General features: G+C 54.3%; 13 protein-coding genes. 3 read left to right on the top strand and 10 right to left on the bottom strand.

Annotation, left to right across the window (positions count from 1 at the left end; genetic code table 11):
* Positions 1–223: 223 nt before the first annotated feature.
* Together IKP20_04420 and IKP20_04415 are read right to left on the bottom strand one after the other, a co-directional pair.
* Entirely contained in the window at positions 224–916 is a 693-nt protein-coding gene (locus IKP20_04420; GenBank protein MBR4504199.1) for a cell division protein FtsZ, read from the bottom strand.
* A 62-nt stretch (positions 917–978) separates the two neighbouring features.
* Positions 979–1,332, bottom strand: coding sequence for a hypothetical protein (locus IKP20_04415; GenBank protein MBR4504198.1), 354 nt, complete (start codon positions 1,330–1,332; stop codon positions 979–981).
* Between the two features lie 336 nt (positions 1,333–1,668).
* Here IKP20_04415 and leuS point away from each other — a divergent pair, with 336 nt between their 5' ends.
* On the top strand, positions 1,669–4,551 hold the full coding sequence (gene leuS / locus IKP20_04410; protein MBR4504197.1) for a leucine--tRNA ligase: 2,883 nt from the start codon (positions 1,669–1,671) through the stop codon (positions 4,549–4,551).
* A gap of 183 nt (positions 4,552–4,734) precedes the next feature.
* Here the strand turns inward: leuS and IKP20_04405 are convergent, their stop codons facing one another.
* Together IKP20_04405 and IKP20_04400 are read right to left on the bottom strand one after the other, a co-directional pair.
* Positions 4,735–5,829 carry an ADP-ribosylglycohydrolase family protein gene (locus IKP20_04405; GenBank protein ID MBR4504196.1) on the bottom strand — a complete coding sequence of 365 codons (1,095 nt, stop codon included), beginning with the start codon at positions 5,827–5,829 and terminating at the stop codon, positions 4,735–4,737.
* Between the two features lie 96 nt (positions 5,830–5,925).
* Entirely contained in the window at positions 5,926–6,567 is a 642-nt protein-coding gene (locus IKP20_04400; GenBank protein MBR4504195.1) for a DNA-3-methyladenine glycosylase 2 family protein, read from the bottom strand.
* A gap of 76 nt (positions 6,568–6,643) precedes the next feature.
* On the opposite strand from IKP20_04400, the gene IKP20_04395 reads away from it, so the two are divergent.
* Entirely contained in the window at positions 6,644–7,294 is a 651-nt protein-coding gene (locus IKP20_04395; GenBank protein MBR4504194.1) for a hypothetical protein, read from the top strand.
* A 39-nt stretch (positions 7,295–7,333) separates the two neighbouring features.
* On the opposite strand, the gene IKP20_04390 is transcribed toward IKP20_04395, so the two are convergent.
* Positions 7,334–7,876 (bottom strand): flavodoxin family protein, encoded by a 543-nt coding sequence (locus IKP20_04390; GenBank protein MBR4504193.1) that lies wholly within the window; start codon positions 7,874–7,876, stop codon positions 7,334–7,336.
* Positions 7,877–8,049: 173 nt separating this feature from the next.
* Here IKP20_04390 and IKP20_04385 point away from each other — a divergent pair, with 173 nt between their 5' ends.
* Complete coding sequence (locus IKP20_04385) at positions 8,050–9,435, top strand: replication-associated recombination protein A (GenBank protein MBR4504192.1); 1,386 nt, start codon at positions 8,050–8,052, stop codon at positions 9,433–9,435.
* Between the two features lie 42 nt (positions 9,436–9,477).
* Here the strand turns inward: IKP20_04385 and nifU are convergent, their stop codons facing one another.
* From nifU to IKP20_04360, 5 genes are all read right to left on the bottom strand, one after another.
* Complete coding sequence (gene nifU / locus IKP20_04380) at positions 9,478–9,906, bottom strand: Fe-S cluster assembly scaffold protein NifU (GenBank protein MBR4504191.1); 429 nt, start codon at positions 9,904–9,906, stop codon at positions 9,478–9,480.
* Complete coding sequence (gene nifS / locus IKP20_04375; protein ID MBR4504190.1) at positions 9,907–11,097, bottom strand: cysteine desulfurase NifS; 1,191 nt, start codon at positions 11,095–11,097, stop codon at positions 9,907–9,909.
* Positions 11,098–11,136: 39 nt separating this feature from the next.
* A complete protein-coding gene (locus IKP20_04370; protein ID MBR4504189.1) occupies positions 11,137–11,622 on the bottom strand; it encodes a DUF3877 family protein in 486 nt (161 codons plus the stop codon).
* 104 nt (positions 11,623–11,726) lie between these two features.
* Complete coding sequence (locus IKP20_04365) at positions 11,727–12,155, bottom strand: DNA-3-methyladenine glycosylase (protein MBR4504188.1); 429 nt, start codon at positions 12,153–12,155, stop codon at positions 11,727–11,729.
* Positions 12,152–12,395, bottom strand: a 244-nt coding sequence (locus IKP20_04360; GenBank protein ID MBR4504187.1) for a hypothetical protein, incomplete at its 5' end; no start/stop codon positions are given. The genes IKP20_04360 and IKP20_04365, both read right to left, overlap by 4 nt.

The following is a 12,395-nucleotide window of genomic DNA, read 5'->3' as shown; positions in this document are numbered from 1 at the left end:
CTCATTTTCAGGGCAATTTCATAGGAAGACACGCGTTTTTGTCCGTAAGACAAACTCTTATGGGCATTTAATTTGTCCGACAAGCGGTTTGTGCCATCGATTTATCGCAATTTGACGCGATTTTATGCGTTTGCACAATGATGATTTCCTTGAGGTTCAGACAAGAAAACAGAGAGTACAGGGGAGCGGCGCCCCCCTGCCAGGGGAAAAATGAAGCGTCAGTTCAAGCGCATACGAGCAGGCCCAAGGGTATGATGCCTGTTCTTTCGGTTCTGCTGGGTTTGATGTCTGAAATGCGTTTCTTGCTCGGGGAGTTGATTTCGACGGATTTCGCGAACTCAGCTATGTGATCTACGATGCCTTCGTTCACCTTCGAGAATGCGGTGTTCAGATCGCAATCCTCTTCCAGCGACATGATCAGGTTGTTGTCGACCAGGCAAGAGTTCCTGCATACGGCTTGCACGCGTCTGTAGGCCTTTGCCGCAAGCTCTTTCCTCTCCCCTTCAAAGAAGAAAGGCTTGATCGCTATCGCAGATGTTTCCGCGCCGCCGATAGCCGCCGAATCGATGACTATCGGCATGGCGCCGCTGCCCGTTCCCCCGCCAAGGCCGGCGACGACAAACACGTATTCGTATCCGAAGAGAGCATCCCTGATCTCTTCTATGTGGCATTCAGCGCACTTTTTGCCGAGGTTGGCGTCTCCGCGCGTGCCTTCTCCCTTGAGGACCTCTTTGCAGATGTAGATTTTCTTGTCTGCTTCGGTCTTTTCGAGAGCCTTTCTGTCCGTGTTTATAGCTATGGTATCCACTTGGCATTCCCTTCCACTGAAAGAGGAGATGACGTTGCATCCCGCTCCTCCAACGCCAACCACAGCTATGCGCGGGCAATCCGTGCTGCCATTTTCGTTCGCCGTCATGAGTGCATCCCTTCTTTTCAAGTCGTTTACTAGGTTGGAGTCGTTTTCCATCTGCTTTCCCTTCATCTGTATGTGGTCGAACTTTGAGCTGAAGCGAAAGCTTCGTCGATGGCTTTGTTCTCTGCTTCTTTGGGCATTATGGCGTCGATGACGCATTTCCTGATGAATTCCTCTTCAGACAGGCAAATGCCCATCTTCTTAAGGTTGGCGAGAATCTCCAGATGCAGATCGCTGAGGTGGATGAATATTCCCCCGACATCCGAGTTGCTGGTGGATCCCGTTTCGTTTCTTCTGAAGTTTATGTAGCCTCTGATGGCATCGCGGATGAAGTCAGATCTGTTCCCAACGTGGAACTGATCCATGTAGTCTTCGATGAGCTGTATCTCATCGGGACCCACCCTGATTGTGATCTTCATTCCGTCATCCGTCAATTCGGCACACTCCGCTTACCTAACGCTTAGCGTTTGGGATTAGCTGTAAACACATCAGCTAGGCGATATTTAAATTCTGCCTTACGCGGATGACAAGCAGAAAAGACTGCAATTTCTTTCAAAATCATTGGATATTCTATTTTTTGACATTTAAATGCTCTTGTAAATACAATTTTATTGTTTTTGAAATTTCGTTGTCATCTGCGTCTTATCATTAATTCTGGCTCAGTCCGACGATCAGAAGCGACTGTGTCAATAGCTCTTTGGCGGAGACTATAATAATAATATTACTTTCAGGAAAGGGAAGAAGGCAGGGCCATCATGGAAATCGACTATGGAAGCATCGAAAAAAAATGGCAGACCCGTTGGATTGAGGCGAATCTGGACAAATCTGAGCCTGACGATTCGAAAAAGAAATTCATGCTCATTTTCGCTTATCCCGGCGTAACTGGATATCTGCACGTCGGACACCTCAGAGGTTATTCATATGTCGATGCGATCGGCAGATACAAGCGTATGACTGGGTACAATGTCCTGTTTCCCGTCGGCACTCACGCCACCGGAAACGGAGGGATCAGTCTTGCCAGCAAGATCGCCAGGGGAGACGAGAAAACCGTCGATTATCTGCTCAGGAACGGCTGTCCGGAGCAGAAGATCCCCGAGCTCGGGAAACCGATGTCCGTCATCGAGTTCTTCAATGACGTCTACGTCAACGAGTATTGGAAGAGGTTCGGTTTCCTCGCCGATTGGAGGAGATTCACCTGCACTTTGTATCCTGATTACGCCAAATTCATCGAATGGCAGTTCAGGAAGCTCAATGATGCCCATCTGCTCATCCAAAAGCCCTATTACGCAACCGTCTGCCCTAATTGCGGACCTGTGGCGGTCGATCCTTCTGAGACTGACCTTTCCAAGGGCGGCAGGGCCGAGACCCAGGAGTACACTCTCCTTAAATTCAGGCACGGGGACGAATACCTCGTCGCGGCGACTCTCAGACCTGAGACGGTCTATGGCCAGGTCTGCTTCTGGGTGAACCCGTCGGTGGAGTACAGGAGAATCAGGAAGGACGGCGAGGTTTGGATCGTCTCCCCGCAGGCCGCCGAGAAGATTCCGCTCCAGATGGACGGCGTGGAGGACGTTGGCATCATCCCCGGCAGAGACATGATCGGATGGATGTGCGAAGCCCCCATGGTCCACAAAGAGATTCCCGTGCTCCCGGCATCGTTCTGCGATCCGGATGTGGGAACCGGGCTGGTAACATCCGTCCCTTCCGATGCGCCGGACGATTGGATTTCGCTCCAGGAAGTCAAGAAAGATCCCAAGTTCAGGGAAGAGTACGGACTTTCGCAAGAGCTAATCGATTCCGTGGTTCCCATCTCAATCATCGAGATGAAAGGGTACGGCGATTTCCCCGCCGAGGACATCATCAAACGCATGGGAATCGAGCGTCCAGGCGATCCGAGGCTGGTCGAGGCCAAGAAGCAGGTCTACAAGGATGGATACCACATGGGCCGCATGAAGGCCGTCTGCGGAGAATACGCCGGGATGCGCGTTGAGGAGGCCAAAGACAAGATGCGCCAGGCCATGATCGATTCCGGCGAGGCCGAGATTTTCCGCGATCTCAACGAGGAAGTCGTCTGCAGATGCGGCGCCCGCGTCCACATAAAGAGGCTGGACGACCAGTGGTTCATCAACTATGCTGATAAAGAACTCACCGAGAAGACGTCCGAGCACTGCAAGACCATGGACATCAACCCCCAGGAATACAGGGACAACGTCCATTCAGTCCTCAACTGGTACAGGGAAAGGGCTTGCGTAAGGCAGGGCAACTGGCTCGGCACCAGGTTCCCGTTCGACGACAAGTGGGTTATAGAAGCGATTTCCGATTCCACCCTGTATCCAGTCTACTATCTCATCTCGCTTTATGCGAACGACGGCAGGCTCAAGCCAGAGCAGATGACCGAGGAGTTCTTCGATTACGTCATACTCGGAAAAGGGGACAAAAAAGCTGTTTCCTCCCGCACCGGCGTCTCCGAAGTCCTTCTCGAGAAGATCAGGAAGGATGTCCTCTATTGGTACCCTCTGGACATCAACCTCGGAGGGAAAGAGCACATGACCGTCCACTTCCCTGGGTTCCTCTTCAACCATGTGGCCATACTCCCCGAGGAGATGTGGCCCCGCGGAATAACCGTGAACTGGTACGTCACCGGGAAGAACAGCGACAAGATCTCCAAGTCGAAAGGCGGGGCCCAGCCCATCCCGGGCGCGGCCGCCAAATTCGGCGTAGATGCCATGAGGCTCTATTACGCCCACATAGCGTCTATGTTCGTCGACGTGGAATGGAGCGAGGACGCTGTCATGATGTACAAGCAGAGGATCGAGAGGATAGCCTCGTTCGTCCAGGAGCTAATCGCAGGCAGCGGTTCCCCGGAGGGTCCGATGGACGCCTGGCTCATATCCAAGTTCAACACCCACATCAAAGAGATCCGCCAGGCCATGGAGGGCTATGAGCTCAGGCAGATGTGCACCATAGTCTATTTCGATATGCTCAACGACATGAAATGGTCCAGCAGACGCGGAGGATGCAGCGGGAAGGCTATCAAAGAGGCTCTGAGGATCTGGATCCAGGCCATGATGCCTGTTACCCCGCACATCGCCGAGGAACTCTGGGAGATGGCAGGCTTCGAAGGTCTGGTCTCCGCCGGCCAGTTCCCCGAGGCTGACGAGAGCAGGATATCCGGTTCGGCCGAATACAGCGAGAACCTCATCCGCGACATCATGTCCGACGTCGCCGAGGTCAGGAAGATCTCCAAGATCGAACCCAAACGCACGATTCTGTATGTCTCCCCCAGCTGGAAGAAGAAAGTCATGGGATATGCGCTGGAGATGATGGAAGACGGGACACTGTCAGTGCCTTCCCTGACCAAGCGCTGCATGTCGGATGATGGAATAAAAACGAAGGGCAAGGCAGCGTCTGAATTCGCCAAGAAGGTTGCCATCGATTTCGGAAGGGCTTCCATCGAAGACAAGAAAGCCATCGTCAATACCGATGAGTTCGCTCTTCTCAGCAATGCCGCCGCTTTCTTCAGCGATGAACTCAAGACCGAGGTTTCCGTCTTTGATTCCGATGCCGATGGTCTTTACGATCCCCAGGGAAAATCCAAAGTGGCTGCCCCAGGAAGGCCTGCCATACTCCTCGAGTAAGGTTCGCGACAAAATAATGCGGGGAACGAGGGGATCTACCCTCTTCTCCTTCTTTTTCATCATATGGATTAGGGCAACAGCATTATTCTGATTTGCCCTGATTCTGTCTCTGTTTCTGTCTCTATTCCTATGCCAAATGATCTGGATTTGCTGATCATTCGGCTCAGATCAGACTGGCAGCTTTCATAAGCGGGTCCATCTGTCTTTCCAGCCCTCATCTGTCAGCACCAGCCCGTCCGTTGGACAGCCGGCTGCCAGGTCTGCCGCGGTTATCTCGATAAGATCGTGGCATTCGACCCTGCGGATTTCGAACGCTTCCTTTACCGCATCTATGCCGACGAGGGCGCCAAGGATGTTTCCTGCTACAGAACCTATTGAATCGGAATCTCCGGTGACGTTCACGGCGCATCTGAGGCATCCTTTGATGTCGTTCTGATGCCTTATGCATGAGAATAAAGCCATGGCAAGCGTCTCTTCGGCTATCCATCCTTCTCCCAATTTCGACATGCATTCGAGATCGTTTCCATCCGATTCGGCAAGCGCCAGGGTCTCATCTATGATGCTGGACAGCTGAGCCGCATATCCGCTTCCTTTGTGTCTGGATTCGCAGAAACTGATGGCACGCTGGATGGACTTCTCCAGAGAGTCTCCGATCATGATGCGGTTGATTATCCCGGCCATGATTCCGGCCGTCATCCATCCCAGAGGATGCCCATGGGTTGCGGCTGCTATCTCCTCTCCCCATTCGATGGCTTTGATATTTGGGTCCGAAAACCGATGCGCAGCGATGCCGGCCGGAGCGGCCCTCATCAGCCCTCCGCAACCTTTGCTGCTGTTTCTCGGCTGGTCCGGCTTCGCGGCGAATTCGTTCCGGCACAGATCCGATATGCATGTGTTTCCGGGGCTGCGCCTGGCATACGTGGCGGGGTCTTCGAACAGCCATGAGTTATGGACGCACCCCTCGACATCGAATCCCTGGAGCTTCGCCCACATCCTGTATTTCGGATAGGCGTAGTCCGCCGGTGAAGACGCTATTCCCCTGCAGCAGAATCTCGTCTCTCCTGTGAGCAGGCCGTCAGCCGTGAGGAGCGTCATCTGGGTATCGTCCGATATCCTGTATTTTCCTCTGTATTGGACTGGCTCTTGGAGGCCGCAATCCCCGTACCATTCCCTGATCGATTGGATATCGGAGAATTCGATGGTGTATCCGAACGCGTCCCCTATGGCCCCTCCGAATAGGCATCCAAGGGAGCGTTCTTTTTTGGACAGCCCGCTCATGCGTAAAGTCATGCGGAAATAGCCTTTAACACATCCGATGCAGTATGAACACGAAGGTTGGTGTGCTGTTTTCCGTCATGTTTTCTCGGTTGTATTTCAATCTTTAACCGAAGATTCCAGGAATCCGGCGACACGCCCTTCTCCCACCTCCCATATGTAGAGGCTGGCTGCCGTGCAATAGGGGCTGAATAATTTGCGGTAAGATTCGAAATCGGCTTTGGAAACGCTCTCCAATCCGTACATTCTGCGGATCCCGCGTATGAGAGCCAAATCCCCGAAGCTGAATACATTCTTGCGGCGCAGGCAGAATATCATTGCCATCTCTGCCGTCCATGGACCTACGCCCCTGATCTTGACCAGAGCGCGGAATGCGTCATCGTCATCCATTCTTTCGATCGCGCTCTGATCCAGATCGCCATCCAGGAATCCTTTGGATATGCCGAGGATATATTCCGCTCTGCTTGTCGGAATGCCCAGGGATTTCAGTTTTCCGATGCCGCCATCCAGTACTCTTTCAGGGCTGGGAATCTCCCCATATTCCTTCTTGAATTCATCCCAAATCCGCTCGTACATCGGGATAGAGATCTGCTGCCCTATGATGCAGCGGACCAGCGAGGTATGCAGGTCTGGGTCCGCTTCGAATCCTATTTTGCCGACCTTCCTGATGAGGGATGCCATTGCGCTGTCTGACGAGCTGAGATAAGCGATCTCTTCTTCCGTGCATTCGACGTATTCCACGGCTGAAAATGTCAGTCCGAAGATAAACGGTTGCGCATTTCGATATGTTATTATTCTCAGACCATGAATTGCACTTATGGACCTGCATGAGGCGGCCAGACTTCGCCATTCGGTTAGGCAATACTCCGGCAAGAGAATCGAGGGGAATGTGCTGAAGCTTCTCCGCGAAGAGATAGATCGCATCAATTCGGAGAGCGGGCTGACATTGGAGCTCGTTCTGGATGAGCCGAAGGCTTTCGGAGGGCTGTTGCTCAAGGCCACCACACACTTCAAGAACGCCATGAATTATATCTCAATTTCAGGCCCGGAATCTGACGATCTGAATTGGAAAGCCGGCTATTACGGGGAGCAGGCGGTCCTTTACGCCCAGACGCTCGGCCTCAATACATGCTGGGCGCTTATGGCCAAGAAGACGGAGTGCGTAGCAGGCCTCAGGAATGTGATCAACATTTCCGTTGGGTACGGTATGACGCAGGGCGTCCCCCACAAAAACAAACCCGTAGAAAAGATAGCCGATCTCAGCGGCGCCCCGGAGTGGTTTGTGAACGGGGTCGAATGCGCTTTGCTCGCCCCGACAGGCTTGAACAGGCAGGATTTCACCTTTGAGCGCGACGGGAATTTGGTCAGAATCAGCGCCCCGGCCAGCACGCTCAAGCAGATAGATATGGGAATCGTGAAGTTCCATTTTGAGCTGGGAGCCGGGAAAGAGAATTTCGAATGGATTTGAGAAGCGGGCCCGATCCCTAAGGAAAGGGCCCTTTCAAAATCAGAATTTCTTCGCGATCTCTTTGGCCTTCGCCATGATGTCGGCGCTGTTCGCGGCGCATTTGGGATCGTTGGCAGTGGTCACGGTTATGGTTCCGACAGGCTCGCATTTGAAGAAGTTCTTCATCGTGCCCTCGATCTTCTCCGCCAGTTTGTCTGCGCCAGCAGAGCCGGCGGATACGACGACGGCAACCTTCTTTCCGGGCGCGATGTTGACGCTGAAGTCCGCGTTCAAGAAGCTGTAGAATCTGTCTTCCAAGAGCCTGTACTGGCCGCATGCTTCGCCGAAATAGACGGGAGTGGAGAGGATGACTCCGTCCGCGTTCCTGATGGCGTCGATGACAGGGGTGAGATCGTCTTTCGTCACGCAGGAGCCTTTGCGCTTGCATGCGTTGCATCCTTGGCATCCGCGGCGGTCCTTCATGGCGTTTATGTCGAAGACCTGGACGTCTTTTCCGTCGGCTTTGAGCTGTTCCGCCATGGCGTTCACGATGGCGTACGTGTTCCCTTTGATGGGGCTGGATATGATTGCTGCTATCGACATATAGCTCGATTGTTGTAACTTCTGTTTCTATATAACCATATCTACCATTAGCGCGTAATAATCGAATTATCCCGCCGATATGCCGCGGTTTCATGATTATCCTTTGGTTTTTTCTGTCATGCCCATGCGGTCGGCGGTTAACCGTTCATATCCGAGAAGCCATACCATAGCTGATGAGGCAGCTTCTGCTTGACGAGGAAGAGGAAGGCGCAGCTCCGGAGCCACTTGCGTCGAGGATGCGCCCGGACGATCTGTCCGGTTTCTTCGGCCAGGAGCATCTTCTCGGCGAAGGCAAACCTCTGAGGCGCATGATAGACGGCGGAGCGGTTTCATCGATGATTCTTTGGGGCCCGCCAGGGGTCGGGAAGACGACGCTGGCGCGCATGGTCGCCCGCAGCACCGACGCCCGCTTCGTAGACTTTCCCGCGGTCACATCCGGAATCGCCGAAATCCGCAAAGTGATGTCCGAAGCCGAGTCCGAAAGAAGGCGCGGCAAAAGGACGGTCCTTTTCGTGGACGAGATCCATCATTTCAACAAGACACAGCAGGATGCGTTTCTTCCGTTCGTCGAGAAAGGCAGCATAATCCTCATAGGTGCTACCACCGAGAACCCGTCCTTCGAGCTCAACGGCGCCCTTCTGTCCAGATGCAAAGTCTTCGTTCTGCGCCCGCTCTCGAAGGAGGACATGATCGCGATTCTGAAGAGGGCAGTCGAGTCTCCCAGCGGGTATGGGGATTACAAGGTGGACATCCCAGAGAAGGCGTACCGCATCATCGCGGATTTCTCCAAGGGGGATTCCAGAACCGCTCTGAACACGCTGGAGACGGTCCTGAACTACGGGGACAACGGAGACGGGACCATAACAGTCACGGACGGGATCATCCAGGATTGCACCTCCCGCAAGTCTATGCTCTACGACAAGAACGGCGAGGAGCATTTCCAGGTCATCTCCGCGTTGCATGAGGCCATGCGCAACAGCGACGTCGACGCTGCCCTGTTCTGGCTGGCCCGCATGCTGGAGGGCGGCGAGGATCCGGTCTGGATAGCCAGAAGGATCGCCCATGCCGCCGCGGAGGATGTCGGTTTGGCCGATCCGGAGTGCCTCCATGTTGCGATGGATGCGATGGAAGCCGCCAGGACAATAGGGCATCCGGAATGCGACATACATCTTGCCATGGCCGCTATGTTCGTTTGCCTCTCCCCGAAATCCAACTCCGTCCTCACGGCTTACATGGCGGCCAGAGACGACGCGAGGAAGCACGATTCCGATCCGATCCCGATGGCGATACGCGCAGGGTACACATCATTGCAGAAGGAGCTGGGATACGGCGCGGATTACCAGTATCCACATGCCGCCGAGGACAAGATCACGACCATGCAGTGCATGCCGGATTCGCTGGTCGGAAAGCATTACTACCGGCCTACTGAACAAGGCCTGGAGAAGGCTCTCAAGCGCAGGTATGAGTGGATACTCCAATGGCAGAAAGATCATGCAGGCCAGACAGAAAAAGTTCCGTACCCGGATTACCGCGCCGAGAAGAAGCGGAAAAAAGAATGATCCGAAAGAGGAGAAAGGCGGGGCGGAAACACCCCGGCCTTATCAATCGTTTATGTCGGCTTTCGGAGGGCGGAGCCCCTCGATTTTCGTCGACGTCTTCTGGGCGTAATCCCACAGCGCCGCGTGTATGGCTTCTTCCGCGAGGAGCGAGCAGTGGACTTTGACAACCGGCAATCCGTCGAGAGCCTCCATGACGGCTTTGTTGGTTATCTCCATCGCTTCCTGGACCGACTTCCCTTTCACCATCTCGGTGGCCATGCTGCTGCTGGCTACTGCCGCCCCGCAGCCGAACGTCTTGAATTTGCAGTCGCGGATGATGCCGTTCTCATCGATGTCGAGGAAGATCCTCATTATGTCCCCGCATTTCGCGTTCCCTACGGTTCCGACTCCGGAAGGGTTCTCTATCTCCCCGACGTTCCTGGGGTTGGTGAAGTGGTCTATCACTTTCTCGCTGTATTCTCCGTCGTACATTCATTCGCCTCCTTTTTTTAGGAAATCATCGTAAAGCGGTGACAGGGATCTGATCCTCTCCACCGTTTCTTTGAGGCAGTCAACCGCTTTGTCCACCTGCTCCAAGGTTATGTCTTCGGGGAAGGACGCCCGTATGGACCCGTGGGCGATATCGTGCGGCAAGCCTATGGCCAGCAGGACGTGGGAGGGATCCAGCGACCCTGAAGCGCACGCCGATCCCGTGGATACGTACACGCCCTTCATCCCCAGATTCATCAGCATCGATTCCCCTTCGACGAAGCGGAAGCTGAAATTGGCGTTGCTCGGGAGCCTGTCCGTCCTGTGCCCGTTCAGTCTGCAGTATGGGATCTCTTTCTCCACGCGCTTTATGTAATGGTCGCGGAGCGCGGAAAGACGCTTGCCAGTCTCTTCCATCTCGGCGCAGGCTATCTCTGCTGCCGCGCCCATCCCGACTATGCCGGGGACGTTGGTGGTTCCCGCCCTTCTGCCGTTCTCCTGCTCTCCGCCGTGCATGAACGGAGGCAGACGGATGCCCTTGCGGACGTACAGGAATCCCACGCCTTTGGGCCCGCCGAATTTGTGGCCGCTGGCGCTCAGCATGTCCACGTCCAGATCCTTCACGTCCAACGGTATATGGGCGAAAGCCTGGACGGCATCGGTGAAGAACAGAGCCCCGTGCTCGTGGGCGATCCTAGCGATCTCCTTGACGGGCTCGATGGTTCCGATCTCGTTGTTGGCCGTCATGACCGCTACCAATATGGTATCGGGCCTGAACAGTCCCTTCAGATCGTCCAGCATCACAGTCCCATTCCCGTCGACTTCGGCTTCCGATACTTCGAATCCCCTTTTCTTCAGGTAATTCGCCGTCTCAAGTATCGCATGGTGCTCTATCGAGGATATGATGATGTGCTTCCCTTTTTGGGACTGCATCTCGGCGCCGGAGATCAGCGCCCAATTGTCCGATTCGGTGCCTCCGGAAGTGAAGAAGATCTCGGATTGGTCGCAATTCAGACAATTGGCGATCTGCTCTCTGGCCTTCTTTACGGCGGCCCTCGGATTCCTCGACATGGAATGTATGCTCGAAGGATTCGCGTATTCGTCCATGAAATACGGCAGCATCGCATCGAACGCTTCCTTCCTCATGCGAGAGGTCGCTGCGTTGTCCAGATAGATCTGTTCCACATTGCTCATGTCAAGTGCGATGGTCAGAGGCGTATTTAGTAATTCCTACTATTTTAATAGGTTATTGCAATCCCATCGATTCCCAGATTTCCTTGGCATTTCGAATCCGAGCTTCCGGTACTCCTCAGCGGAGAATCTGTGGTAGGTCAGGGCTCCAAGCTCTTCGGAGATGCAGTAGACGTCCGTGTCCTCCTTTTCCGGGAAGACCATGACCCAATCGAATTCGATGTCCGATGATTTGCTGATTTCCGCGCCAGGAAACTCTGCCGCTATCGATCTGCGGAATTCGTCTGTCGTGGCGCAATCTTTGATGAGTTCGATGGTTCTCTTCATCGACTCTTTCGCAGGAAGTCCCAGAATCCTTCCGCTATCCTTTTCGGAGACCGTGATCCTCACCCTTCCGGGCATGAGCTCCAGGACGGTGCTGTCCAGTATGCCGCTGGATGCATCCATGAATTCGCTTTTGAGACTCTCAAAATCTCCGTCGAAAGGGTAGTATAGCCGCATGCTTCCGCGGGCATCACCGATTTTCATGCAGGCCTCTTGCACAGTCGATACGGTCCTGCCAAAAAGTTCTGCGCCATCCATAAACCTACTATACTCATAGGTAATTTAACGCTTCGCATAGGAGGGGTGTGTCAGCGCAATTTGATTCTGAAATTCAGAGGGGCTTCCCTGTCTTTCTCCGTGGCGTACCCGATTCCGATTCTGGGGCGGGACACTATCTCGAAGTCGCATGGCGAGCGCTCCAGCCACAGCCCATGCTCTTCGTCCAAGGGGTTCCCATACATCTCTTTGCAGATTCCCATGAGTTCCGACGCTTTTCCGGGGCCATCCCTGCCTTCCACGCCCCTGATCAGGACGCATTGCGGATTCCCCTCCCTTCCGGCAGTGATGTTGAGAAGCCAGTACATATGGCAGCGATAGACGTAGGCTTTGCCTCCGGCCTCATAGAGCACGGAGTTTCTCTCGGTGCGTCCGAATCTGGCGTGCGCGGCGCTGTCATCCTCTCCCGTGTACGCCTCGGTCTCTGTTATCTGAATTTCTCGTTTTTGTAGGTATATCATTCGGCCTTCTGGCCCTCTTTCGCAGTTTCGATGGCGCTTTGAGGGATGTATTGGGATGCGGGCAGCGTCTGCCTCTCGTCGGGCTTCTGGATCCTCAGTGCGCTGAGGAAGCCCCTGTTGCGCTTGGTCACCTCCAGCACCCTCCATTCGACGCCATGGCCGACGGCCATGATGTTGTCCAGCGACTGGAGCACCGTCCGCACCGGCTCCCTGACATTGTTGTCGCGGAGCGTGGCCGCT

Source organism: Candidatus Methanomethylophilaceae archaeon (assembly GCA_017524805.1).
Classification (GTDB): domain Archaea; phylum Thermoplasmatota; class Thermoplasmata; order Methanomassiliicoccales; family Methanomethylophilaceae; genus Methanoprimaticola.
Note: the sequence above shows the minus strand (reverse complement) of the source record. Positions and strands in the feature narration are given on the sequence as shown.

Bases quoted from the DNA above. Each gene is read 5' to 3' on its own strand.
- IKP20_04420 (MBR4504199.1), bottom strand. From the start codon at position 916: ATGACGGCGAACGAAAATGGCAGCACGGATTGCCCGCGCATAGCTGTG.
- IKP20_04415 (MBR4504198.1), bottom strand. From the start codon at position 1,332: ATGAAGATCACAATCAGGGTGGGTCCCGATGAGATACAGCTCATCGAA.
- leuS (MBR4504197.1), top strand. From the start codon at position 1,669: ATGGAAATCGACTATGGAAGCATCGAAAAAAAATGGCAGACCCGTTGG.
- IKP20_04405 (MBR4504196.1), bottom strand. From the start codon at position 5,829: ATGAGCGGGCTGTCCAAAAAAGAACGCTCCCTTGGATGCCTATTCGGA.
- IKP20_04395 (MBR4504194.1), top strand. From the start codon at position 6,644: ATGGACCTGCATGAGGCGGCCAGACTTCGCCATTCGGTTAGGCAATAC.
- IKP20_04390 (MBR4504193.1), bottom strand. From the start codon at position 7,876: ATGTCGATAGCAGCAATCATATCCAGCCCCATCAAAGGGAACACGTAC.
- IKP20_04385 (MBR4504192.1), top strand. From the start codon at position 8,050: ATGAGGCAGCTTCTGCTTGACGAGGAAGAGGAAGGCGCAGCTCCGGAG.
- nifU (MBR4504191.1), bottom strand. From the start codon at position 9,906: ATGTACGACGGAGAATACAGCGAGAAAGTGATAGACCACTTCACCAAC.
- nifS (MBR4504190.1), bottom strand. From the start codon at position 11,097: ATGAGCAATGTGGAACAGATCTATCTGGACAACGCAGCGACCTCTCGC.
- IKP20_04370 (MBR4504189.1), bottom strand. From the start codon at position 11,622: ATGAAAATCGGTGATGCCCGCGGAAGCATGCGGCTATACTACCCTTTC.
- IKP20_04365 (MBR4504188.1), bottom strand. From the start codon at position 12,155: ATGATATACCTACAAAAACGAGAAATTCAGATAACAGAGACCGAGGCG.